Raw genomic sequence first — 22,899 nt, 5'->3', positions numbered from 1 at the left:
AGCCTCTCATAATTTCTCAAATAACTTTTCTATTCTGTCTGTTTCTTTCTTCAATACTTCAGTTACCTCTTTACTATTTTTCGCATAATCCATCGCTGTCATCCCAAATTTATCTGCTTGTTCTATTTCAGCCCCTGCTTTTACTAGCTCCTCCACTATTTCCACTTTCCCCACCATACATGCAAGGTGCAGCGGTGTGCATTTACTGCCATACTCTTCAGCATTTACATTCCCTCCTGATTTTATCAATTCTCTAACTGTTTCTAGACGTTTCTCCGTTATCGCTAGGTGCAGTGCTGTATATCCTTCTACATCCGCTGCATTCACATTCGCTCCTTTTTCAACTAATAAGCTCACTGTTTTTCCGTCTACTGCATAATGCAGTTCCTTTTTTGTCCCCTTAATATTTTTACCTGAGTTCTCTAATAATTCTTTTAGTGCATCCTCTTTTTCTTTTTTACTCATAACCTACCTCACCTTTTCTTTAAATTTAAGTCCCTTTTTTAATTCTCACCACCTCATCTATCATTTCGTTTACTTGGCACATTATCTTGGTTGCTAAATTTTGACATTCTTTCTTTATTAATGATTTGTCTCTCTTCCTTATTTCTTCGATCTCCATTATTTTTAGCTCTGGCATATAGCTCCTATCCAACTTGTCTGCTATTTCTCCCACTAGCCCCTCTATTCCATAGCACGTCAGTTTTCTACTTTTTGTTACTCCACCTTTTGCTCTCAAAAATTTACTTGCCTTTTCACTCTCTTCCCTATCACATAGACAATACTTTTCACTTTCCCATATGTAATACATTGGTGTTGAACCATACTTATTCAGTTGATTAACTTCAGATCCTGCTTTTACTAGCTCTTTTATTATTTCAACTCCTGCTCCTCCTATTTTACATGCAGAGTGCAGTGGCGTACATCCACTGACATATTGAGTGGCATTTATTTCCGCTCCTGACCTTAGCAGTACTTTTACATTTTCTAAACTTTTTGCGAATACTGCACAGTGCAGTGGCGTATAACCATTTTTATCTCTTGCATTGATCTCCGCTCCTTTTTCTATTAATAACCTCACTGTTTTGTGATCGGAATTTTCTACTGCATGGTGCAATACTGTTTCTCCTTTTTCATCCCTTTTATTAATATTTTTAAATCCATTCCTTGATACTTCTTTAAAAAACTTGTTAAAAGATTCTTTCTTTTCTTCGCTGAACCCCATTTCATACCTCACAAAATTATCTTTTCTAGCGCCAGACAAATTTCTTATATTTACCTGCTGCTATTCAAGTTATGTGCGTTTTGGCATAAAAAGGCAAGTCTTTTTTCGCGTAGTACACCTTTTTAACTAAATACTAATATAGTATATGAAGATATAAATATATATGCTTAATGCATTAAACATATTACTTGTTTCTCTTCCCAACCTCTGTTCAAATGACGATGTTCGTGCCACGTTAGTACGCCTGGGTAAAACACTAAAACGTAATTTTCCGGTTCATGTATTGAATCCTTTTGCTCTGAATTTAAATCCCTTTCAAAATGAATATTGTGCTCTGCCACACCAAATATTATAACTTTTTGGTTGGTAAAATCTTCTACTTTGTAGTGGTGAGTAACGCTAAACCTTTCTAAAATTGGCTTGTGTTTTAAATTCCACAGTTGTTCAGATAGTTTATCACTTCCTAGTAAAAATTTACTTCCTTTCTCTTCTCCACTCGTAACCGGAAAACACGCGTTTATTTCTCCTAAGTTCCAGCTATCTGATAATACTATCTGCGCTTTAGCAAACTTAATCTTAGGTAATAAGCTCTGTGGTAGCGGATATAGCGCTTTGAAGTTATACCACACATGATTTCGTTCATAAATACCGTTGTAGTTCTTAGTATGAGGCTCGGTTTCTCCAAGTATTGCTACATCCAAGCGATATATGTCATTGCTTAAAGCTCGTTCATAATGATCGCGTAGATAGTTTTCTACAATCCTAATAACCGGACCATGAGACCTGAAAAAATTTACTCTTCCAAATGATAAAACTGGCCCATCTTTTTCTATTTTTACCCCGGAATAATCCGATAATAAACTTCCGAAAAAACTCTCATCCAATATGAACCTGCTAATGTTGTAATAATCGTTAAAAATCCTCATTAGCCTCGATCTTGCAGGCAATGATAGTTTTGCTAGTTCTACTACTGCATCAACGAAGAAGTCATTCGGAACATCTTTTATCCCTATCTGCAGTTCAAAGAAGTGCTTGCCAGATGGTTCTTCGATAATTGTAATATCTTCTATATTTGCCCATTTTAGTGCTATTTTCAGTGAAGCAGGTGTTCCTCTTAAACGCTGAAATTTTATCCCTTTTTTTATCGCCTTTCTTTTGTCTTTTACCCAATGTAGGATTTCTCCTAGCCCATATTCCTCTATTATCCATGGCAACACTTTTTCCCCTTGGCTAAATTTAAACCCTCTGATACAACCAGGATCTACTTTGTAATCTATTGCATCAACCAGCGCTTTTTCCTTTTTTGTTGCGTTTGGCGGTAATAGCATTAATTTAACTCAACATTTAAACTTTTTAAGAAAGCGCACTCATTTCCTTTCACAACTATGTCTTCTCTTGGCTCTATTAATTCCACGTTTTCTACTCCTTCCATAAACAAATTGGCTATTATCCATGATCTTGTTACCTTCCATCCTAATCTTTTCGTTGTTCCAAATTTTTCGATAAATTTCTTCTTCACCGTTTCAATAATATCTGGTCTTTTAATGCTAATTTTACTGTGGATATCTATTTCTATCATATTGCAACTTACCACTTCAACTGTATCTGTTAAAATCCTCACATCCTCCCTGTTTAGCTGATTTTTGACAATTTCTAGTAATTCTTCTTGCAGTGTGGATAATTCTGTGGATAAGATTGAAACTTGTACTTTCCCTGGTATAGGTGATTCTACTAATGCATCCTTTACTCTACTATCTGCTGACAGTGCATGATATCGATAGTGTTCTTTACTTCCTCCCGTGCTCCAGCCTATTATCTTTGCTTTAATTATTTTTCTAAAACGTTCGTCATCTTCTTCTTTCTGCCTCTCCACTCCATAAAATTCAGCTAAATTATCAAGATCTTCTCCTGTCGCAAACTTAAGTAAATTACTCTTTACTGCTTCGTTTATCCTTTGTCTCAGCAAAAGCTCTCTCCAGGCTGCTACTTCTAATACCTTCATCGCTGAGTCACTTTCTACTAATGCCGTAAAACTTTCATCTCGACTTATTAATTCTTCTTTCATACGTGAAAAGATTTCTTCGAAGTTCAGTGGCTCAATAATGTTAGTCTGCTGCATCTTTATACTACAACCTCATCGAAGCGAATCTTTTTCCCCATTGGTACGTACAACCCTTCCAGGTCAAGCGTTACTTTTCCCTCTTTTACTTCTGTCATTTTTACTTTTTCTAATTTAAACCTTTTTTCCCATTTTTCCAAAGCTTCTGCAGTTGCTGCGTAAATTTCTAGTGTTAAATCACGATTAACTGGCTTATCCAATAATTCAAATAGCCTAGACCCGTAATTCCTCATCATAATTCGTGATCCTATAGGAGTCGTAAGTATATCAATTATTGATTGCTTTAAGTGCTCTATTCCTTCTAACGCTTTTCCTGTTTTACCATCCATACCCTTCATTTCTATTTTGCAAAGACGCTTTTACTGCCTTTTATTACTTTTAACCCACAAGATACTGAATCCCCTACTCTTCCTACACCATGACCATTTGCAAACACTGTTTTTGATCCTTGAATCATTACTTTTCCTTCGTTAAAATTGTCTCCTTTCCTACAGACTGGGAAATCATTTACAAAAACATTATTACTGCCGCTAATGCAAAAATGTGGTGTTGCTTCTCCACAATAATCTCCTACTCGCACAACTGATTTATTCATTTTCCAATTAATTAAGTTCTATTCTATCTGCTTTCAGTTTTATTTCGCTCCTTGTCATCTCTATACTTGATTCCCCAGCTTTCAATGTTATTTTGTCCACTACTTCAATCTCTAAATGATGCTTCTCTTTATCATATAACAATCTTGTCCCATCTTGAATTTTTACACTATTTATTTCTTTTTTATTCTCTGGTGCAGGGTATTTTTCCTGATATATTCCTGCTAATACCACCCCTAATGATAGTTCTCCTAGCGCAGAAAGTATAATAACCTGTTCATCGATATCTGGAGGAGACCAATTTCTATCTTTTCCTGCTTTACTTGTTATCCATGGCAACCAATCTGTTAAAAATTCCCCTATTTGCACTTTTACTCTCGCTTTTTCATAATCTACTTCTTTCACAAGCCCAATACGTACAATGTTAGCTAACTTTCTTTGCAACTCTGAAATAGCAAAATTACTTTCCAACATTTATTTCACCGATTTCTATTTTGTGTGGCATAAATTTTCCCTCTTCCCAAATAGATCGACCCAAGTGTACTTCATGCACCCAGTCTACCATCCACACTAAATACGCGTCTAATTCTGGCCTAAATCCGTCAATTTCTGCTGATATAAATTCACCTGGCGAAACATTTTTTACGTTCCAAGTATTTTTATTTACTACTCTCGCAACCTCAGCAGCTAATTCTCTGACAATAATAGCTGCATTCTCTATTGTGCTATCAATCACAATTCGTGCCTCAAATCTTGCTTTCAGGGCTAATTCTTCTGTTCCTGAATCTTTTCCTTGCTCTAAACTTGACAATTCCACAAATACCGCTGGTGCTACTATTTCCCTTCTTATCATTGGATATATTTCACATGTCTGTATCGCTGGTATTTCTTTCTTCAACATTCTGCAAATTGCTTTGTGCAACTCAATTAAAATCATACTTTTACAATATAGTTTAATTCACGCTCAAAATATTTCTCAAATATCCCTTCTGTTTCATAATTAACTAGCTCCTTTATTATTTTTGATGCTTCTGGTTCCAGTCCTAATTTTACCTCTTGTATTGGCAAAGCTGTTCTTCCTTCACGCCTAAAAACACCACTATTTCCTCTTGGCATTGTTGCCATAAATCCTCCTATAAACTTATGTTTTCCTACTTTCGCTCCTTTTCTTGTTTGTCTCATCTTGCCAATTGCTGATACCCTAATATCATATAAATTTGCTCTCATTAATACATCTAACCTACTTGTCTTAGCCTTAAAAATTCTTAGCCTTTTTCTCATTACCGTTAATTTTATCTTCTTTTCCTCACTAATTTCCTTAGCTGCTTGCGTTTTTAACCATAGTGCTGTTTTGTTCAATGCCCTCACCGCTGCTTTTTCCACTTTTTTCCTTTCAGCATTTACATTTTCAATTACCTTATTAATATTATCGGTAACTTCTATATTAATAGACATTTTACACCCCCGATGCTTGAATTTTCCATACCATTCCTGAATTATCTCTAAGTGGTGGTGTGTGTACTCTGTATCTACAACTACCTATGGAAAAAGTATCTCCTACCATTGGCTTTAATACATCAAACACACTTACTTCCAACAATAAAATTTCTCCTACAAATTGTCCTTCACCAATCTCGTATAATTTATCTGGCTGTTGCTTTAGTACTTGTACCATATATGACTTATCCTTTGATTCATACAAAGCTACTTTTCCTAAATGGGCAAAACAATCTTGCAATAATCTCTTAATATTTTCTTGCATATTTTTCTGCTATATACTAACCTTTACATGCTAAGAAGGGGCACACAGGTAAAGCATTCTTCTGCCTCACCACTTTATAGTTGCTCTACCTGTGTTGTTATGTTACAACGACTTTTACTAATACTCCCGGTCTATGGCACATTGGCAGAGAATTTGACTGAGTATGTAAATCGGTCCCTCTATCAAATCTTCTTGGCTCTTGTTTCGCGTAAAGTGGCTGTCCAAGAGTATTTACTGTCTCATTAAAGTCTGCTGGTGCAAAATACGTTGTAAATGTGCTCGCTGTTCCTAGTGGAAAACAGTTTCCACTTTCTCTTTCTATAAATCTTCTTACGGTTCCTTCAGGGTCGGTTGCTTGCCCTCTATACTCTTCAAATGTTATTCCACAGAACGTAAATCCTGATCTCATGTCATTCCTCAGCGCTGCTCCTTCTTGCCATCTTTCATATGCCTCTTTCACTTTACTATGCGAAATTAGTGCATCAAAAAACTCTGGACTTACCAGTGCATGAATCCCCGTCATATATTCACCACTTAAATTGTCCTCAACATGGCGCAATACTTCCAGACACTTACGCTTTACATCGGTTGTCGCAGTCCCCAATGCAAAATTTACTACTTTTGGTGTAATTTCAAATTCGTTGTAAAGGTTTAATAACTCCGACCCATCAGCATCAAGAATGATTCCCTTCAGCGCTCCCATTCTCAAATGTTCTAACGTTATTGCGTGTTTATTTCTCATTAGCTGCAAATGATCAGTTATTACATCTGCCAATGCTTTCAGTTCACTTTCTGACCCAAATGCCCTTATTCCCTGTACTTCCTCAGGCAACACTACGTCATCATGTGGTATATGTGGAATGGTAAAAGTTCTTATTTTTCGTTTTCCACGTTTTCCTACTGTTGCTGGTGCTCCTGGTAACTGCGTTGGTAGTAAACTTAATACTCCATTTTGCTCCTCTATAGTAATATGTCTAAATCTTACTGACCTACTTGGAAACAAATTTAAATTTTCAACTCGTCCATAATTTATCGGCAATATATTTATCGCATTTGTTAGTGCCGTCATGCTAAATGCTGTATTTGTAAATGGATTTTGCATTTTTTCTTTTCCCCCTTTTGTATTTTTAATAGTTTTTTTAAGCTCCCTTGCGGATAATGATCCCTCGTCCTTCAAGGTGCTTTATTGCTGCAGTTTTCTGCTCTTCAATGATATTTGCTGGCCATACAACTGCATGATCTGCTAGTATTGCACCACGAGCAATAATTACTCCTTTACTATTTTCCTTTGCGTTTACATCGCTTGCTATCACTCCTATAGCCGTTTGTGTCCCATCTGTGGCAGTTGGATTTAAAGCTTTAATAAAACCATCTTTAGTATCATAACCAACTACTTTTCCCAGCTTTAGATTTTGTCCCTTGGCTACTGTTATTTGATCTCTTGAATATAGGTTGGACACTTCATATTTCAGAAGATCGCCTAAATTATTTCCTTCAGTTATACTTATCATGTCTTTTTCTCTCCTTTTTTTATTTTTTTACCGCCATATTTGTGGTTGTTATACACGGCGGTTATACACATACTTTAAATGTTTGATTGCGCACGACTTTTCGCTACCTGCATCATCAACTCTTCTCCTGAATTCTGTGGTATTGCACTTAGTATTTCTGTCTTCTTCGTTCGCTCTGCAAGTAACTCCATTAAAACTTCCCTAGCTTGCTCAACACTTACGCTTTGCTCAATAAATTCTCCTATCTTTTCTGGCATTCGTGATAAGTTACATAAACGTATTAATTCAAGAACTTCAGTACGATACTTAGTTAAATTGTCAGTTTCTAGGTCATTTGTAGTTTTTTCATTCATAGTAATATCCCCTTTTTTATTAATAGATTTAAACTCTGAAAGAATTGTAATTCCATCTGCAAGACCTATTTCTACTGCTTTCTCGCCAAAATATAGCCCTGCTTCTGTTGATTTTATTGCCTCTACAGAAAGGTTTCTATTGCGTGCTATTAGCTCAACCAGCATTCCATATAAACGATTCACTTCGCTTTTTAGGCTTTCTAAACTCTCAGAAGTTATTGGCTCATGTGGATTTAAATCATTTTTTCTACTTCCTGCAAATACTGTCGTATATTTTATTCCCTGTTTTTCATCAAACCCACTTTGATCTATATGACTTGCTATTACTCCTATGCTTCCAACTCCTGAAGTTCTAGTTACCAATACTTTTTCAGCACTTGATGCAATTGCATACGCCGCAGAATACGCATCATCATTTGCTATTGCCACAATCCTCTTTTTTCTCCTTGCTTGGTAAATAAAGTCGGAAAGGTCGAATAAACCGTTTACTTCTCCTCCGGGGCTGTCTATGTCCAAAATTATTGTTTCTACTTCTTTATCTATTAAAGCTTCTTCTATCTCTTCACTTATCTTCTCATACGATGTCATCCCCAATACATCATCAAAAACTTCTGACTTTTTCGTCAAGATTCCATGTATTGGTATTATTCCTCTTTCACTATTTCTTACCGCATGTTTTATATTTTTAAAGATAGGCTGCTTTCCTGTTTGTAGTGACAGTAATTCAAAACTCCTTGGTTCTACCATTACACATCTGTTTAGCCATATCGCTTGGTTTTTCATATTATCTCTTGATTAGTAGTAACGTCGGAATCAAAACTTAAACCCAAGGAACTAGCACGTCTTTGATCTTCTGCAATTTCTTGGTCTATTTCTTCTACATCATAACCTAGCTCTGAAACCACTTCTGATCGACTCTTAAATCCATTTCTTACTGCCATTTGTTGTGCTTGCTGGTCTTTTAAAGGATCCACCCAATCAAATCCCTGTGGTATCCATTTTACTTCTTCTTTCGCTGCTTTTGCTACTTTTTTATCTATACTCAGTTCTCCACAGAGTACTGCTAATTCTAGCCATCTACTCCATACTGGTCTGCAAAATTGAAATACCATAATGTTGTGTTGCAGCATAGCACATCTACGACGAAACTCTATTAATCCTGCTCGAATGGATGAATAATTAACGCCCGTTAAATCTCCTGTTAGTTGCTCATATGTTATCCCTGTGCCTATTGCTATTGCCCTCAGCTGCTGTCTCATGAATGCTTCATAACTTCCTCCTACATCAGATGGCTCTGAAAATTTTATGTCTTCTCCTGGGTCTAAAAGCTGCATTGTTCCTGGCTCTAAACCTGATAGTGCTACTCCTTGCTCATTACTTTCACCTTCTCCTAAAATATTTGCTTCAGGATCGAGCCTTGTAATAAACCCTGCAAACATCGCTGCTGTCTTTTTTCTCACTAATTCTGCATCATCATATTGATCAAGTTCATAGAGCTTTAGCAGTATACTCGAAAGCCATGGCTCTCCTCTAATTTGCCCAGGTCTTAATGGTCTATAAATATGTAAAACATCATTTGCTGGCACTCTCACTGATTCACCAAATGAGCCTTCACCAGGGTGTTCTTTAAATAGGTAATATGCTTCTCTTTGCCCAAGCTTGTTAAACTCAATCCCGTTTCTTATTACATTACCATTTCCTAAAGTTTGATTTGTTTTATTATTTAAATGTTCAGACTCAAGTACTTGCAGTTGTAATGGCACAGAAAATCTATCTTCCAGCTTTCTCGTTCTTAAACGTACAAAACATTCTCCTCCCTCTATCATACTTCTGCATACTAGAGCTTGTAATCCATAAAAATCACTTACTCCGTTACTGTCTGCTTCATCTGTCCATCTTAGCCATAATTCTTGCACCCTCTTTCGAAATTCCCCATCCCTTGCTTTTGATTGCGGTTTTATTCCTGTTCCAATAGAGTTACTTACTATTGTATCAATAATATTTGCTGCATATGGATTTTTTCTCACCATATCACGTGATCTACTACGTAAAGTTTCAAGGTTTTGAGACAGCAAATTGTTTATACTTCCTAACTCTGGTTGAAAGTGAAAAAATCTTCTTCCTGAGCCTGCAGCATCCCAGGCTGAGCTTTTTATCTTTGGTTTGTTAAATAGTTGTTTGAATGATTTTAATAACATTTTGCCTCTTTGATTATGCAACAAGTTGTTGCACAATTTGACATTGAAAAATTATAGCAAGTTGCTAGAGAATTTGGTCAACAGATTGTATGTAGAGAGTCATTACTCTGGACTACGTTTATAAATTTCTTTTCGATGTCCTATTGCTGCAATTTTGACCATGTGCTCTGAGTTATCTATTAAGTATATGACTCGATAATCGCCAACACGCAACCTAAAGTAGCCTACCCATTTATGCGATAAAGCCTCACCTACTTTATCAGGAATAATTGTGAGACGTTTTTCTATAGCTTTTTGCACCCTTAACCGTATTGTTTTCGGAAGAGAAGGAAGATCTTCGGTATCTACACCTTCTAAATAACCAATTTGGTAAATTATTCCCACTTGATATCTTCATGTCTAATTATTTTTGCTCCAGGAACATTACGTTTAGCAGCAAGTTCAAGTAGAGCTATTTCTCCTTCATCCATTTCGTCACCTTCAGATAGTTTACTTACCTCAAGTTCTTCTTCTACTAGATCTTTTACAATTTCTTCAATAGTTCTATTTTGAACTTTTGCCATTTCTGTAAGATACTGAGCAAATTCCCCCTCAAAATTTACATTAACATTAAGCCTTCCTTGACTTTGATCCATATTATTCACTGTAAGATATCAACTCTAAACTATAACATTTTTACATAATTTTGTCAACCCCTTTATTTGTTGAAAAAACAATTTTTCTCTTTGGCTTCATACCTGCAATTTTCAATTCAGCCTTAATACGTTGTCTTAAGCTTAGTAAATCATTTATATCTACTTCAGCATATCTTACAACATGGTCACCATATGCAATTGATACTACTCGCTCTCCGTTTTGTAGTTTCTTTATCGCTTCTTCGACTTGAATTAGATAATCTTCGTTATACATTTACTACTCGCTGATCCATTTGCTTTTCACTATTTTCTTTGATTTTTTACTTTCTGGTTTTTCACTTAAACTATTCCATTTACTCTCTGGCCAACGATCGATTCCAAGCGCAATAGATGCTGCTCTTGCATAAATCCTACAGTCTAATACTTCATTTCTTTCTCTTACCTTTTGCCACTCTTGTTTGGTATAACCTTTTACTACTTTGCTGACTAATTGCTCTGCCGTTAGCTGCTTAAAATATTCAGGTGCATACTCGGGAAAATGACAGTATCCTGCTGGAGCTTCTTCACCGTCCTTTAAAACATTAAGTAATTGAAAAAGTTCTGACTTTAAAATCGATACTCCCACTGGCCAGAGCTTTATTCCTCTTTTTAGCTTTTGACCACCAACTGTTATATCTACTCTACTTGGGCTGCTAAGTGGTACTAGCGCTTTATTTACACCTTTTACTGCCATTACTCTTCCCGACCCTTGATGACTTCTCACCCAGTTATAAACTTCCTGCGTTGCATACCCAGCATCAATTGCCATCATGCTTATCATGTATTCAAGCCCATTTTCACCGATAAAATGATGATTTAAGAGCTCAGAGAGTTTTCCCCATACTTCTCCACCTCCTGTATCTCCTTCAAATACTCGGTAGTCTATTGACCAATTTTCACGGCTTTTTCCCCATGCTACAACTTCTACTTCTAAGCGGTCTTTTTGAACATCAACTCCTGCTGTCAAAACTACTTCGCCTTTTGGTACTGTGCCAATCTGAAAAAATTCTCTCCTGTTAAATAATTGCTTCCAGTCTGGTACTTCTCCTTTATCTACCCAGGTTTCTCCTAAAGTGGTATTTATCCAAACCTTCAGTAATTGTTCACTTTCCTTTGCATGGAGAAAATCCTCTACTGCTTGTTGCCAACTATACCACCCAACTGGACTATAAAGACTTGAAAGATGAAATCCTTTTTTCTCACCTTTTACTCTATTAGTAGGCCTCCATTCTCCACGCTCAAGCATCTCTGTTTTTTGATGATTTTCTATTTTGCCGCTACATTCAGTGCAGACATAATGTGCTGTTCTTGAGTCATTATCTTCCCATTTAATTTGTGACCATTTCAGAACTTGATAGTAATTACAATATGGACATGGTACAAAAAAATATCTCTTATCTGTTGCTTCAAATTCTTTCTCAATTCTGCTTATTCCATGAATCGTTGGTGTTGATACTAAAAAAATCTTTCGCCGTGCAAATGTATTAGTTCGTGCAATACTGAGCAGTACTGGATCTCCTTCACCTCCTGAATCTCCTGGATATGCATCTATTTCATCAAGAAAGAGATACTTTACTGGCATAGAGCGAAGTCCCACACTGCTGTTTGCTCCGGTTATTACTACAATTCCACCTGGAAACTCCTTACTTTGTACAGTATTGCCTGAATCTCTTGATCTTGGGTCTTTTACTTTACTTTTTAAACATGGTGTACTTTCAATCAGTGGCGCAAATCTTCCTTTTGACCAACGCTTTCCCATTTCAACTGTTGGCTGTACTACTAGCATTGGTCCTGGTGTTTGATCGATGATATAGCCAATCCAATTGTTACCAGCTTCTGTTCCCCCAATCTGCGCTCCTTTCATGAATACTACTTTTTCTGCTGGTGAGGACGGAGAAAGTGAATCCATGATTTCTTTTAAATAAGGAGTTCTTTCCGTTCTCCATTTCCCTGGCTCTGATGCTGCAGTTGCTGCTAAAACTCGATACTCATTTGCCCACTCTGACACTTTAAGCTGCGGATCTGGTCTTAAACCTTCAGAAAAAGATGTGGCGTATATCATACCTCTAGCTCTTCACCATCATTAGATGATACTTCAACATCACTTAAAATAGGACTTACGCTCTCACTTGTTTTCTCACTTTCGAGTTCAGTAAACATTTTCTTTTCAAGCGCTTCTTCTACGTATTTCTGAGTTAAATTACTCATCATTATTGCAGCTATGAGTGCAACTATTCCCACCATTACCGCAGCTATAATGTTAGGGTAAATTCCTACTATCGCTATTGCGCATATTGTTATAGTGACACAGATGATATTGGTATATTTCTTTATTTTTTTGTCTGCTATTTTCCTTTCTTCAAAATATTTATTGCTCAATAAATGAAACGTTGGAAAGTTGTCATTTTTTCCAAATAAAACTATATCTTTTTCTTTGCTTAGTAACTTTATCAGTTTTACATTATTTGTTGTTATTGCGTACTCAAAAACATCTGTAGCATCTGCTCTTTTCTTTAGCAGTAATTTTACTATATTAAAATGCCTATTTATTGCTGCAAGATATACTGCTGATTCTCCTTGATCGTTTAAAACATCTACTTCAACTCCTTCTTTTAAAATCGCCCCCAGAATCTCCTCATATCCTTTTTTTGCTGCTAAGTGAAGTAAATTGTTCTTCTCTACTCCATACCTATTACTTATTAAAGCTTTTACTATTTCAGATTTGTTCTCTTCTTTCGCATAACAAAACGGTGTCTTGCCATTATCATCTTTAATCAAAGGATCTATATCTTCTCGCGTTAGTAAAACTTCTATTGTTTTAAGTCTTTCAGCATAATGTAGTGGCGTTTTATTTTCATAATCTTGTAAGTTGACCCCAGCATTAGGAACATTTATTAAGCATCTTACAATATCTAAACATAAGTCTCTTTCGTCGTAATTACTGCTACTTATAGCTACGTGCAAAGAAGATAATTTCATTGCATTTCTGCCGCTACCAGCTATATTGACATTCGCACCAAGATTTGAAAGTAATTTTACTACTTCTAGCTTCTTGTTGTTTACTGCATAATGCATTGCTGCATGATTTCTCACGTCAAGAACATCTTTATCCGCATTTCCTTCTCTAATTAAAATTTCTACTATCCCTTCATGCCCAGCTCCTGCCGCTAAATGTAACGGTGTATGTAGTAAAGCATTCTGCTCATTAACATTAACTCCTTTGTTGAGTAAAAACCTTACAGCATTTGCTTCATTCAACATCGCAGCTAAGTGAAGCAAACTATCTTCCTCTGATCCGTATTTGTGATTGATTAGTGCTTGTAATATTTCTTCTCTTGCACAAGAGAGCGCACTTTTACCATCATCATCAGTGATCAGTGGATTAATATTTTTCCTATTTAGTAAGAGAGCAACCATACTAAGCTCGTTAATTTCTACTGCATAATGTAGTGGGGTTTTCCCATTTAATCCTCTAACATTTACATCCACTCCTGGTTGATTAATAAGACACTTTATTAATTCTAAACTTAAGTTAGCAGACATTATTTAAAACTTAATATTAGATAATTCTTGTAATGAGTTTGTAATCTCTTCGGTTAGCGCCATATGAATCTTTTCAGTGTCACTCAGTGATGCAAGTAGTGCTGAAACTCTATTTGGAATATTAAGCAAATTATTACGTACAACTCTTGCTACATTAAATGCATCGCGCTTTACTTCCTCTACTGCTACAAGTTCACCAATCTCAGCCTTAGCTTTCGCCTCAAGAAGTTTACCTCGTTCCATTTCATTTTTTATTCGAGTTTTTAGCAACATCGTGGAAAGGTTACTTGTATTTTCGTTTTCTGGATTTTTCCTCCTAAGTGGCTGACTTGGATCTCTTATTGCCGCTACTGCTTCATTTGCTTGTTCTCTATTGATCAAACCATCCTCCAACTCAACTATCCCTTTCTTTACTAAATAACAGACATATTGCTTTGATACTCCTATCTCTCTTGCCCATTCTGTTTGTGTTATTTTTTTCACTTTTTTTTGCCTATTTTTTACGAATTTTCTTCTTGAGTCTCTGAAAAGGTTTTACCAGTACCGGCTAAAATGGCATCTCTTCCCGTGTATACTTGCCAACGTTTTATCGTTACATCTACAAACTTTGAATCTAGCTCTATTGTTCTGCAAATTCTTCCTGTTCTCTCACATGCAATCAATGTGCTACCAGAACCACTAAATGGATCAAGTACTATATCTCCTGGTCTACTGCTATTAACTATTGCTCTTTCCATTAATTCTACTGGCTTCATCGTTGGATGTAGTGTATTGTGCGTTGGCTTATCATAAAACCACAGATCACTTTGATTTCTTCCTCCATGCCACTCACGTTTATTGCCGCTTTTCCATCCATAGAGCATTGCTTCGTATTGTCTTTGATAATCTGATCTGCCTAGCGTAAAGTGATTCTTTGCCCAAATGATAAATGTTGACCATTTTCCTCCTGCCTCCTCAAATGCTTTTTGCAACGTTGAAAACTCTGATGATGATATGCAGATGTAAATTGCTCCTTTCGTATATGCTAAAATATGGGAACAGATGTCATAGAGAAAAAGTTCGTACTTTTCACCTTGATTATCATTTAATATCTTTTTGTCTTGGCTATTACCATAATCAACGTTATATGGAGGATCACAAACAGTAATGTCTGCCATTTTATCATCTAACAGCGCTTTATATGATTCAACTACAGAGCTATCACCACAATAGATTCGATGATCACCTAAAATCCAAAGATCACCTGGCTTTGTTATTTCTACCTTTTTGTCATCAACAACTAAGTCAGAAAGATCTTCTTTTTCACCATCTAAATCATCAAGAAAGTTTTGAACTTTTTCCAATTCAAATCCAGTCATTTTAAGATCAAACTGCAAATCTTCTAACTCTTGAATTTCCATTCTCAAAAGATCATCGTCCCACTTTGCCCAATTAGCTGATTGATTTGCCAGTAATCGAAAAGCTTTGGTTTGTGGTTCATTTAGATTATCACTTAAGACCACTGGAATACTCTCCATACCAAGTTTTCTTGCTGCTTTAAGTCTTAAATGACCATCAACCACAGTTCCATCGCTTTTTGCAACTATTGGAATACGAAAGCCAAATTCCCGAATAGAAGCACACATTCTGTTGACTACATCGTCATTTTTACGTGGATTACGATCATATTCAACTAGGTTTCGAGTAGGATAATAGTGGATTGCTAAATTCATATAATTGCTATACTAATTAAAAAGTTAATAATTAAAATATCTCTGACGCTAGAGAAGGCCTGGGGTCTGACCCACCAAACCCGCCATTATGGCCGAAAGGACCCACTTTTTATGGATTTTTCATCTTATTAATATCTTTACTGAAATCCATAACATAGAACATTAATGCTAAAGCATCAGATTCATTATCATCTTTAGGCAAAACCCCTTTTTCCTTTACAGCTTCAATAACTTCACTCTTACTTGCATTACCTTTGCCTGCTATAAAGCGTTTTATAGTTTTAACATTAACACCTTGGTAGGGAATATTGTTCTCTTCACACCAAGCAGACAGCACTGCAAGAAACCCACCGTAGCAATGGGCTGCATCAGTTCCTAAATGTCTTCTCACCTCCTCAAAGTACACTGCAGAAATGTCTTTCAAAGAATTGAGCCAATTGCAAAAGTTTAAGAAACACATTCCACCTCCGCTGAAACGACTACCATGAAAGCTTTTGCTCCCACTTTCAATTATTCCATCTGTTAGAATTGCCCAGCCTGTTTGCTTGCCGAGATCTAGCGTTAAGATTGACGTACAAAAACTCCTTTGTGTAATTAAAGTTCAATGCCCTGTATAATATATATGTACGATGACTCGCAAATTCGTCCGCAATTTTGAAAAAAAATTAAAAAAAATTTCATATCCTGCCATTTGAGTTTTTTTCATCTTTACTTATCTTAATAACTATTTTACATAACTTATATTACGCCAATATTTATATTATTATATTATCATATATTATATTTTACCTGTATTTAAATATATATATAATATATATAAGACTTCAGTAATCCGCAAACCCTCTTTACTGGCCGATTTTAGCCACTTAACTTTAGAAACGGCTTTTAGGAATAGAACATAAAAAAGACAATATTATCAATAACTTAACGATCACTGCTTTCTGAAATACTAATTAGTAACTCAGAAATTAGGTACGAAATTGGTAGTTTTTTACCTATGAAAAAGTAGCTTCAGTAGTGTATCAAAACGTTTAAATCTTATTTTAATTTTTAAAGATTTTATTCTTTTAGATAAAAAAATTATTACTACTTTTTTATAATAAATTAGTCATACAAAGTCTTGGTAAAAATCTCTATTCATGAAACTTTTGGAGTTTTTATGAAGAATTCTTATCAAGGAATCGATTCTACAATTGTTAAACATGTGAGATTTCAAGCTTCGCGCCTTAAATCCAAAAGCTGTTTTATTAACGAAAGTCTCGAAGATATAGAACAAGAGCTTTTTTGTCAGGTTTGGCAATATCTTAACCGGCACGATGAGAAAAGAAGTAGTTTTAGTACTTTCGTTGCTAGATTAGCTAATTATTGTGCTCGCAATATGTTACGCAATCAGTTATGTCTAAAACGTAATATAACTTTTGATGATATAAACGACGATATTCCAGATCATAGGAACTCGGAAATCGAAGCGATAATTCGCACTGATATAAATAATATAATTTCAACTTTGTCTGAAAAAGATAGTAATTTATGTCAATTACTTAAGGTATTTACTATTACTGAAGTTTCTGTAATAACCAAAATACCAAAGACAACTATCTATCGCACACTAGAACGAATACGCAATAAATTCTCAGTTTTAGAGAAGTTATAAGCTCTCGATTATATTTGCTCAAAAATTTTTTTTTGCAAATTGCGGACGAATTGCCTAGGTCATCGTACATATATATTTAGGTACTGGGAGAAAAATGAAAATAATGAACAGCAATGAACGGCTAAAAGTTCAAACAGGTATAAAAATGGTCATCTTTGGTCCTTATGGTATAGGTAAAACTAGTCTCTTAAAGACCATAAATGAACCAACACTTTGTCTTGATTTTGAGGCAGGTTTACTTGCTGTTCAAGATTGGCAAGGGGATTCTGTAAGTATTCGTACTTGGAATGAGGCAAGAGATATTGCATGTCTCATAGGTGGTCCTAATCCTGCGTTAAAATCTGACTCAGCATATAGCCAAAGACACTATGAGCATGTATCCAGTAAATACAAAGAGCTTTCTTCAGAGTTTCTCAAGTATCGATGTATTTTTATCGATAGTATTACAGTAGCCTCGCGTTTATGTATATTATGGTCAAAAATGCAACCTGAAGCTTTTTCTGAAAGATCAGGAAAACAAGATATGAGAGCTGCTTACGGGTTACTTGCTCAAGAGATGATGGCTTGGCTCAATCAGTTTCAACATATTCCAAATAAAGACATCATTACAGTTGGAACTCTTGGGCAATACCTTGATGATTTCAATCGCTCAACTTGGCTACCTCAATGTGAAGGAGCTAAAACTGCAAGTGAAATTCCTGGGATAGTTGACGAAGTAATCAGTATGGTTGGAATCAAGAAAGATGATGGTACAGAGGTTCGTTCATTTGTCTGTCAGACAATTAATTCTTGGGGATATCCTGCTAAAGATCGAAGTGGATGCCTGAATATGGTTGAAGAACCGCATCTAGGAAAACTTCTTACAAAGATTAAAACCAAAGCTTTTGCAATTCAACCTATCACGCACAACATATAGGAGGTTATTATATGCTACAAAACTTTTTAACTATTGGTCAAAAAATTCCTTTTTTCAGTGTGAAAGAATACTTGGATGATCAATCGCCAATACCAGAAGATATAATCTCACCAAGAATTTTAACAAAAAGAGGCTTATTGGTACTGGGTGGCCCACCTAAAATCGGCAAGAGTGACTTTTTGATCTCTTGGCTTGTTTACATGGCTGCTGGTAGATCATTTCTCGGTATGACACCAAATAGACCTTTGAAAATCTTCTACATGCAAACTGAAATTGAATATGAATATATGAAAGAACGTTTGCAACAACTTGATAATGAACTTTTGAATGTAGCTGCTAACAACTTAATCATTACGCCAAAAGTGCACTTATCATTTAATCATGATGAAATAAGTGAAATTAAGGAGATTGTAAATGAACGCTTTAAACCTGATGTTTTGGCCATAGATCCATTACGTAACATCTTTAGCAGTGAATATGGAAATGAAAATGACAATAGTGCTATGCTGTTTTTTCTGCAAAAGACTCTTGAAAAGCTACGCAGTGCTATCAATCCAGATGCTTGTATTGTACTTACTCATCATACAAAAAAATTATCAAAAAAGATGCTCGAAGAAGATCCATTTCAAGGCCTAAGTGGTGCTGGATCTTTACGTGGATTTTACAGTACTGGTATGGTGATGTTTGCTCATGATGAAGAAAGTAGTGTACGCCAGATAGTATTTGAGCTTCGTAATGGTGAACGCGTGCAAAATAAACTTGTCGATAAGATAAATGGTCATTGGCAGCTAATGGAATAGCTAATTTTCACTTTAAAGTCAACTTATAGGAGAGCGTATGCTACAAGATTTTTTAACTGATTTTAATAACGCGAAACTGCAAAGCAGTTTAATACCAAAAGGTACAATAGTCAAGGTAAAAATGGCAATAAAGCCTGGAGGTTATGAAAATTGGTTCACTAAAAACTACACTACTGGCAGTATCTATTTAAATGTAGAATTTACCGTCACTGAAGGCCCATATGCAAAACGCAAGATTTTTCAGATTATAGGTATCAAAAATGGCAAAGCAGAAGGTGAAGAAGACATCTGGGGAGAATCTGGACGTTCTATGCTGCGTAGTATTTTGGAATCATCCAGAAATATTCATGCAAATGACACTTCAGAGAAAGCAGTTACTGCTAGAAGAATAAACTCTATAGCTGATTTCAACGATTTAGAGTTTACAGCAAAAGTAGGCGTTGAAACTAATAATACGTACGGAGATAGGAATAGGATTACTACAGTTATTACTCCAGAATTACAAAAAAGTTTTCAAGATGATTGGTTGCCATTTTGAAGTATGACGAAGGAAAGTTGTGGGCTGCTGTTATTACTAGAGCTATTCAGGATGCAGCAGGAAAAAACCCTAAACTTAAAAAAGAGGCTTGTCAATGGATTCGCTCACGATCTTTTGAAACTGTTTGTGAGCTGGCTAATCTTGACTTTAAACGTCTAAAAAATATGTTGAACAAATTTGGAATAAACAAGGAGAATTTTATGGATTTTTCATCTAAAAATGCTTTAAAAATAAAATCATTATTAATTAATAATATCAAAGATTGTTTATCTTATTTGTTACCTGAAGGCAAATCTTACCAAAATAAATTCTATATTGGCAGTAGAAATGGAAATAAGATAATAGTTGAAATGGAAGGAGAAAATGCAGGAAATTGGTACAACCTGATCGAAGAAAAGAAAGGAAATATAATAGACCTTTGGACTTTAGTTAAAGGTAATATAGATTCTGCTGAAACATGGTTGAACAGTAAAGATGAAAGAAGTTCCATATTACAAGAAAAACAAAACGAAGGAAAAGCATTTTCTGTAAACCATTACTTAAATGACAAATCACCAATGCCACAAGATATAATAGGCCCAAGAATTTTGACACCAGGTGGTCTTTTGGTCATAGGTGGTACTCCAAAGATTGGCAAAAGTCATTTTCTTCTTTCTCTATTAGTACATCTGGCAGCAGGAAGATCATTTCTTGGCATGAAGCCTACAAGACCGCTAAAAATATTCTATCTACAAAACGAAATGGAATATGATTACATTAGAGAACGTATACAACAACTCAACAAACTTCCTCATTTAGCAACAGAAAACTTAATTGTGACGAACAAGATGAATTTGACCTTAAATGAAGAAGGTATAGAAAAAATAAAAAATATGGTAGAGGAAAAGTTTGATTTAGTTGTGATTGATTCTCCTTATAATTCCGTTAACCATGGTCTGCAGCATGCAATAGAAAAACTACGTTCCAAGATTAATCCTATGGCTGGAATAATCATCACAAATCACACCAAAAAAGTACCTGTCTCTATATTGGAAAAGAATCCATTTCAAGCTCTCGTTGGTGCTAACGCTCTAAGAAGTTTTTATACATCTGGAATAGTAATATTTCAACCCAATAAACGTACAAATATCTTGCAAGTAGTATATGAACTTAGAAACGGTAGATCTATACCAACAAAATTCATCAATAAGATTAATGGATGTTGGAAATCTGCTAACGTTATAGCTAGAACATAAAAATTCTTCAGGTAGGTATGGATATTTATTGTTCACAAAGAAATGGACGTTATAAATTATTAGGGGAGAAAGAACAGTTAAAAACTCAACTCCTATCAAATATAAGGTCATGTCTTTCTTATTTACTGCCAAGAGGAACTTTTCGTGGTGATAAGTTCTATGTAGGTGATCTAAAAGGCAATCAAGGAAAAAGTATGATAGTGGAGTTAACTGGCAGTAAAGCCGGATTATGGCATGATTTTTCTACCGGAGAAGGAGGAGATATTTTTGATCTTTGGGCTGCTGTTACTGGAAAAAATCAATTTACTGATACGATAGAAGATATTGCTAAGTGGATTGGTTATTCGGAAAAAAATAACACTCTGGGGCAACCAACGGCATCATGGAACTATTACGATGAAAGTGATCAAGTGATTGTTACAGTTTATCGTTATAACACTGATTCAGGAAAAAGATATCTTCCTTTTGATGTAAAAAGGTCTAGTTTTACTCTACCAGAGACCAGGCCTTTATATAATATTCCAGGTATCATGAAATCTGATAAGGTGATTTTAGTTGAAGGTGAAAAGTGTGCAGATGCTCTGATAGAGCAAGGTATAACTGCCACAACTGCAATGTTAGGAGCAAATGCACCAATAGAAAAAACAGACTGGTCACCACTTAAGGGTAAGCATGTTATTATTTGGCCAGACAATGATGAGCCAGGTAAACAATATGCTGAGAAAGTTGTGAAAAAGCTTACTTTTCTTGGTGTTTTATCACTTACTCTTCTTGAAATACCGGAGAATAAACCAAAAGGATGGGATTCAGCTGATGGTATAGAAGAAAAGATGAATATTCCTGAATTCATTGAAAATAACTCGAAAAAAATCATCGTTAAGCAATTTCTTAATATTCAAGAATGGAGTGTGGAACGTTTTATAGGTCCAGTACCAGAGCAAAAGTTTCTTGTTGAAGGGTTATTTCCTTTAGGAGTGACATCTATTCTAGCTGCAATGGGAGATACTGGTAAAGGTATGCTTCTGCTTGATTTAGCACTGAAAGTTGCGAGTAGAAAAGATCAGCCATGTGGTTTTGGTCCTTTAGTTACTGAACATGGATCTGTGGTAATTTTCTCAGCAGAAGATGATATGAGTGAAATACATCGTCGTTTAGAGCGTCTTGATTCGCAATGCGAAAGATTAAAATATAAAGATAGGCTCTTTATTGTACCATTACCAAATGTTAGTGGATCACTTACAATCATAAAGAGTGTTTCAGGTAAAGTTATAGAGACTTCTCCTGAATTTGAATCTATAACAAAACAACTTAATAAAATAAAAGACTTAAAATTAATCGTATTTGATCCACTTGCATCATTTGTGCATGCTGATTTAAATACTGACCCAGCCGTAGGCGATTATTTGATGTCTTTATTATCTGATTTAGCAGGTAGCACTGGAGCATCAATAATTACTGCCCATCATATGAGAAAGCCAAAAAGTGAAAAACCTATATCGACTGTTGAGCAAGCACGTGATGCCATTAGAGGTACATCTGCTCTTGTTAATGGTGTTAGGTGTTCATACGCTTTTTGGTCTGTAGAAGATGCAGCTAAACCGACAATTTTTAAATCAATAGGAGAATCTGTAAGACAGAACGCATTATTTTATGGAGCAATTGTTAAAGCAAACGGTTTGGCTGATCGCACTTTACGCACTTATTTAAGAAATGAAGAAACAGGATTGTTAGAGGACATAACTGAAAGATTAAGAATAAAAAATATGAACGAAAAAGATTCAAAGCAGCATCTTATAACTGCAATTACACGAGCAGCAATTTCTGGACATCCATTTACCCATACAGGAAGTACAGGAGTGTATAAACAGCGGCATAGACTACCTGAGGAGTTTCACAGTATAGGAAGAGATAGAATGGAGCGTATAGTTCAAGAGCTGTTACAAACACGGAAGCTGGTTAAGGGAATGGCTACTGGTTCAAAAGAAGATAAATGGCTTGACATTCCTAGCGGACCATTTGCTCGCGGCGTTGGAAAGTTTAGCTGTGGAGCTGAGCTATTCTCCTAA

General features: G+C 35.6%; 28 protein-coding genes. 6 read left to right on the top strand and 22 right to left on the bottom strand.

Features of this window, described 5'->3' with window-relative positions:
- Positions 1–6: 6 nt before the first annotated feature.
- The 22 genes from ABWU72_RS05340 to ABWU72_RS05235 form a co-directional block, all read right to left on the bottom strand.
- On the bottom strand, positions 7–465 hold the full coding sequence (locus tag ABWU72_RS05340) for an ankyrin repeat domain-containing protein (RefSeq protein ID WP_007549613.1): 459 nt from the start codon (positions 463–465) through the stop codon (positions 7–9).
- 25 nt (positions 466–490) lie between these two features.
- On the bottom strand, positions 491–1,225 hold the full coding sequence (locus ABWU72_RS05335; RefSeq protein WP_006280237.1) for an ankyrin repeat domain-containing protein: 735 nt from the start codon (positions 1,223–1,225) through the stop codon (positions 491–493).
- 167 nt (positions 1,226–1,392) lie between these two features.
- Positions 1,393–2,553: a phage tail protein gene (locus ABWU72_RS05330; RefSeq protein ID WP_044471240.1), complete on the bottom strand. Its 1,161-nt coding sequence runs from the start codon at positions 2,551–2,553 to the stop codon at positions 1,393–1,395.
- Positions 2,553–3,344 (bottom strand): baseplate J/gp47 family protein, encoded by a 792-nt coding sequence (locus tag ABWU72_RS05325; protein ID WP_012673194.1) that lies wholly within the window; start codon positions 3,342–3,344, stop codon positions 2,553–2,555. The genes ABWU72_RS05330 and ABWU72_RS05325 overlap by 1 nt, the downstream gene beginning before the upstream one ends.
- Before the next feature lie 2 nt (positions 3,345–3,346).
- Positions 3,347–3,682 carry a GPW/gp25 family protein gene (locus tag ABWU72_RS05320; protein ID WP_007552425.1) on the bottom strand — a complete coding sequence of 112 codons (336 nt, stop codon included), beginning with the start codon at positions 3,680–3,682 and terminating at the stop codon, positions 3,347–3,349.
- A gap of 2 nt (positions 3,683–3,684) precedes the next feature.
- Positions 3,685–3,939, bottom strand: coding sequence for a PAAR domain-containing protein (locus ABWU72_RS05315; RefSeq protein WP_010082105.1), 255 nt, complete (start codon positions 3,937–3,939; stop codon positions 3,685–3,687).
- A 7-nt stretch (positions 3,940–3,946) separates the two neighbouring features.
- Entirely contained in the window at positions 3,947–4,411 is a 465-nt protein-coding gene (locus tag ABWU72_RS05310) for a phage baseplate assembly protein V (RefSeq protein ID WP_012673195.1), read from the bottom strand.
- Complete coding sequence (locus tag ABWU72_RS05305) at positions 4,398–4,874, bottom strand: hypothetical protein (protein ID WP_010962732.1); 477 nt, start codon at positions 4,872–4,874, stop codon at positions 4,398–4,400. Before ABWU72_RS05305 ends, ABWU72_RS05310 begins: the two co-directional genes overlap by 14 nt.
- Positions 4,871–5,392, bottom strand: a complete 522-nt coding sequence (locus ABWU72_RS05300) for a phage tail protein (RefSeq protein ID WP_006280676.1) — start codon at positions 5,390–5,392, stop codon at positions 4,871–4,873. Before ABWU72_RS05300 ends, ABWU72_RS05305 begins: the two co-directional genes overlap by 4 nt.
- A 1-nt stretch (position 5,393) precedes the next feature.
- Positions 5,394–5,699 (bottom strand): hypothetical protein, encoded by a 306-nt coding sequence (locus ABWU72_RS05295; RefSeq protein ID WP_007550857.1) that lies wholly within the window; start codon positions 5,697–5,699, stop codon positions 5,394–5,396.
- A gap of 97 nt (positions 5,700–5,796) precedes the next feature.
- Positions 5,797–6,801, bottom strand: a complete 1,005-nt coding sequence (locus ABWU72_RS05290; protein WP_006280204.1) for a major capsid protein — start codon at positions 6,799–6,801, stop codon at positions 5,797–5,799.
- Between the two features lie 37 nt (positions 6,802–6,838).
- Positions 6,839–7,210 carry a head decoration protein gene (locus ABWU72_RS05285; RefSeq protein ID WP_010082142.1) on the bottom strand — a complete coding sequence of 124 codons (372 nt, stop codon included), beginning with the start codon at positions 7,208–7,210 and terminating at the stop codon, positions 6,839–6,841.
- Between the two features lie 74 nt (positions 7,211–7,284).
- Entirely contained in the window at positions 7,285–8,346 is a 1,062-nt protein-coding gene (locus ABWU72_RS05280) for a S49 family peptidase (protein ID WP_006280203.1), read from the bottom strand.
- On the bottom strand, positions 8,343–9,761 hold the full coding sequence (locus ABWU72_RS05275; protein ID WP_265017945.1) for a phage portal protein: 1,419 nt from the start codon (positions 9,759–9,761) through the stop codon (positions 8,343–8,345). Before ABWU72_RS05275 ends, ABWU72_RS05280 begins: the two co-directional genes overlap by 4 nt.
- Before the next feature lie 102 nt (positions 9,762–9,863).
- Positions 9,864–10,145 (bottom strand): type II toxin-antitoxin system RelE family toxin, encoded by a 282-nt coding sequence (locus ABWU72_RS05270; protein ID WP_010962706.1) that lies wholly within the window; start codon positions 10,143–10,145, stop codon positions 9,864–9,866.
- Positions 10,136–10,396 (bottom strand): hypothetical protein, encoded by a 261-nt coding sequence (locus tag ABWU72_RS05265; protein WP_012673197.1) that lies wholly within the window; start codon positions 10,394–10,396, stop codon positions 10,136–10,138. Before ABWU72_RS05265 ends, ABWU72_RS05270 begins: the two co-directional genes overlap by 10 nt.
- A 40-nt stretch (positions 10,397–10,436) precedes the next feature.
- Positions 10,437–10,670: a gpW family head-tail joining protein gene (locus ABWU72_RS05260; protein ID WP_010962704.1), complete on the bottom strand. Its 234-nt coding sequence runs from the start codon at positions 10,668–10,670 to the stop codon at positions 10,437–10,439.
- 3 nt (positions 10,671–10,673) lie between these two features.
- Positions 10,674–12,497 (bottom strand): phage terminase large subunit family protein, encoded by a 1,824-nt coding sequence (locus ABWU72_RS05255; RefSeq protein WP_265017946.1) that lies wholly within the window; start codon positions 12,495–12,497, stop codon positions 10,674–10,676.
- A complete protein-coding gene (locus ABWU72_RS05250; protein ID WP_264378237.1) occupies positions 12,494–13,978 on the bottom strand; it encodes an ankyrin repeat domain-containing protein in 1,485 nt (494 codons plus the stop codon). The genes ABWU72_RS05255 and ABWU72_RS05250 overlap by 4 nt, the downstream gene beginning before the upstream one ends.
- Before the next feature lie 3 nt (positions 13,979–13,981).
- A complete protein-coding gene (locus ABWU72_RS05245) occupies positions 13,982–14,461 on the bottom strand; it encodes a hypothetical protein (protein WP_264378236.1) in 480 nt (159 codons plus the stop codon).
- Positions 14,462–14,478: 17 nt separating this feature from the next.
- Positions 14,479–15,690, bottom strand: coding sequence for a DNA modification methylase (locus tag ABWU72_RS05240; RefSeq protein ID WP_265017947.1), 1,212 nt, complete (start codon positions 15,688–15,690; stop codon positions 14,479–14,481).
- Positions 15,691–15,799: 109 nt separating this feature from the next.
- Complete coding sequence (locus ABWU72_RS05235) at positions 15,800–16,258, bottom strand: crossover junction endodeoxyribonuclease RuvC (protein WP_265018095.1); 459 nt, start codon at positions 16,256–16,258, stop codon at positions 15,800–15,802.
- A gap of 591 nt (positions 16,259–16,849) precedes the next feature.
- Here ABWU72_RS05235 and ABWU72_RS05230 point away from each other — a divergent pair.
- From ABWU72_RS05230 to ABWU72_RS05205, 6 genes are all read left to right on the top strand, one after another.
- Positions 16,850–17,344: a sigma-70 family RNA polymerase sigma factor gene (locus ABWU72_RS05230; protein ID WP_190321275.1), complete on the top strand. Its 495-nt coding sequence runs from the start codon at positions 16,850–16,852 to the stop codon at positions 17,342–17,344.
- A gap of 94 nt (positions 17,345–17,438) precedes the next feature.
- The gene (locus ABWU72_RS05225; protein WP_265017948.1) at positions 17,439–18,260 is read left to right on the top strand and encodes an ATP-binding protein; all 822 of its coding nucleotides are present in this window, start codon (positions 17,439–17,441) and stop codon (positions 18,258–18,260) included.
- Positions 18,261–18,271: 11 nt separating this feature from the next.
- Complete coding sequence (locus ABWU72_RS05220; RefSeq protein WP_265017949.1) at positions 18,272–19,060, top strand: AAA family ATPase; 789 nt, start codon at positions 18,272–18,274, stop codon at positions 19,058–19,060.
- Between the two features lie 37 nt (positions 19,061–19,097).
- Positions 19,098–19,598: a hypothetical protein gene (locus ABWU72_RS05215; protein ID WP_019236461.1), complete on the top strand. Its 501-nt coding sequence runs from the start codon at positions 19,098–19,100 to the stop codon at positions 19,596–19,598.
- A complete protein-coding gene (locus ABWU72_RS05210) occupies positions 19,595–20,833 on the top strand; it encodes an AAA family ATPase (protein ID WP_265039525.1) in 1,239 nt (412 codons plus the stop codon). Before ABWU72_RS05215 ends, ABWU72_RS05210 begins: the two co-directional genes overlap by 4 nt.
- A 17-nt stretch (positions 20,834–20,850) precedes the next feature.
- Entirely contained in the window at positions 20,851–22,899 is a 2,049-nt protein-coding gene (locus tag ABWU72_RS05205) for an AAA family ATPase (protein WP_265017951.1), read from the top strand.

It is taken from the genome of Wolbachia endosymbiont (group A) of Lypha dubia (genome assembly GCF_964028575.1).
GTDB lineage: Bacteria > Pseudomonadota > Alphaproteobacteria > Rickettsiales > Anaplasmataceae > Wolbachia > Wolbachia pipientis.
Note: the sequence above shows the minus strand (reverse complement) of the source record. Positions and strands in the feature narration are given on the sequence as shown.

What these genes read in the sequence shown, in the direction of transcription:
- ABWU72_RS05285 (WP_010082142.1), bottom strand. Translation starts at nt 7,210, where the DNA reads ATGATAAGTATAACTGAAGGAAATAATTTAGGCGATCTTCTGAAATAT.
- ABWU72_RS05310 (WP_012673195.1), bottom strand. Translation starts at nt 4,411, where the DNA reads ATGTTGGAAAGTAATTTTGCTATTTCAGAGTTGCAAAGAAAGTTAGCT.
- ABWU72_RS05275 (WP_265017945.1), bottom strand. Translation starts at nt 9,761, where the DNA reads ATGTTATTAAAATCATTCAAACAACTATTTAACAAACCAAAGATAAAA.
- ABWU72_RS05280 (WP_006280203.1), bottom strand. Translation starts at nt 8,346, where the DNA reads ATGAAAAACCAAGCGATATGGCTAAACAGATGTGTAATGGTAGAACCA.
- ABWU72_RS05225 (WP_265017948.1), top strand. Translation starts at nt 17,439, where the DNA reads ATGAAAATAATGAACAGCAATGAACGGCTAAAAGTTCAAACAGGTATA.
- ABWU72_RS05335 (WP_006280237.1), bottom strand. Translation starts at nt 1,225, where the DNA reads ATGGGGTTCAGCGAAGAAAAGAAAGAATCTTTTAACAAGTTTTTTAAA.
- ABWU72_RS05340 (WP_007549613.1), bottom strand. Translation starts at nt 465, where the DNA reads ATGAGTAAAAAAGAAAAAGAGGATGCACTAAAAGAATTATTAGAGAAC.
- ABWU72_RS05215 (WP_019236461.1), top strand. Translation starts at nt 19,098, where the DNA reads ATGCTACAAGATTTTTTAACTGATTTTAATAACGCGAAACTGCAAAGC.
- ABWU72_RS05320 (WP_007552425.1), bottom strand. Translation starts at nt 3,682, where the DNA reads ATGAAGGGTATGGATGGTAAAACAGGAAAAGCGTTAGAAGGAATAGAG.
- ABWU72_RS05305 (WP_010962732.1), bottom strand. Translation starts at nt 4,874, where the DNA reads ATGATTTTAATTGAGTTGCACAAAGCAATTTGCAGAATGTTGAAGAAA.
- ABWU72_RS05205 (WP_265017951.1), top strand. Translation starts at nt 20,851, where the DNA reads ATGGATATTTATTGTTCACAAAGAAATGGACGTTATAAATTATTAGGG.
- ABWU72_RS05230 (WP_190321275.1), top strand. Translation starts at nt 16,850, where the DNA reads ATGAAGAATTCTTATCAAGGAATCGATTCTACAATTGTTAAACATGTG.
- ABWU72_RS05290 (WP_006280204.1), bottom strand. Translation starts at nt 6,801, where the DNA reads ATGCAAAATCCATTTACAAATACAGCATTTAGCATGACGGCACTAACA.
- ABWU72_RS05325 (WP_012673194.1), bottom strand. Translation starts at nt 3,344, where the DNA reads ATGCAGCAGACTAACATTATTGAGCCACTGAACTTCGAAGAAATCTTT.
- ABWU72_RS05330 (WP_044471240.1), bottom strand. Translation starts at nt 2,553, where the DNA reads ATGCTATTACCGCCAAACGCAACAAAAAAGGAAAAAGCGCTGGTTGAT.
- ABWU72_RS05220 (WP_265017949.1), top strand. Translation starts at nt 18,272, where the DNA reads ATGCTACAAAACTTTTTAACTATTGGTCAAAAAATTCCTTTTTTCAGT.
- ABWU72_RS05315 (WP_010082105.1), bottom strand. Translation starts at nt 3,939, where the DNA reads ATGAATAAATCAGTTGTGCGAGTAGGAGATTATTGTGGAGAAGCAACA.
- ABWU72_RS05260 (WP_010962704.1), bottom strand. Translation starts at nt 10,670, where the DNA reads ATGTATAACGAAGATTATCTAATTCAAGTCGAAGAAGCGATAAAGAAA.
- ABWU72_RS05240 (WP_265017947.1), bottom strand. Translation starts at nt 15,690, where the DNA reads ATGAATTTAGCAATCCACTATTATCCTACTCGAAACCTAGTTGAATAT.
- ABWU72_RS05265 (WP_012673197.1), bottom strand. Translation starts at nt 10,396, where the DNA reads ATGGATCAAAGTCAAGGAAGGCTTAATGTTAATGTAAATTTTGAGGGG.
- ABWU72_RS05250 (WP_264378237.1), bottom strand. Translation starts at nt 13,978, where the DNA reads ATGTCTGCTAACTTAAGTTTAGAATTAATAAAGTGTCTTATTAATCAA.
- ABWU72_RS05255 (WP_265017946.1), bottom strand. Translation starts at nt 12,497, where the DNA reads ATGATATACGCCACATCTTTTTCTGAAGGTTTAAGACCAGATCCGCAG.
- ABWU72_RS05295 (WP_007550857.1), bottom strand. Translation starts at nt 5,699, where the DNA reads ATGCAAGAAAATATTAAGAGATTATTGCAAGATTGTTTTGCCCATTTA.
- ABWU72_RS05300 (WP_006280676.1), bottom strand. Translation starts at nt 5,392, where the DNA reads ATGTCTATTAATATAGAAGTTACCGATAATATTAATAAGGTAATTGAA.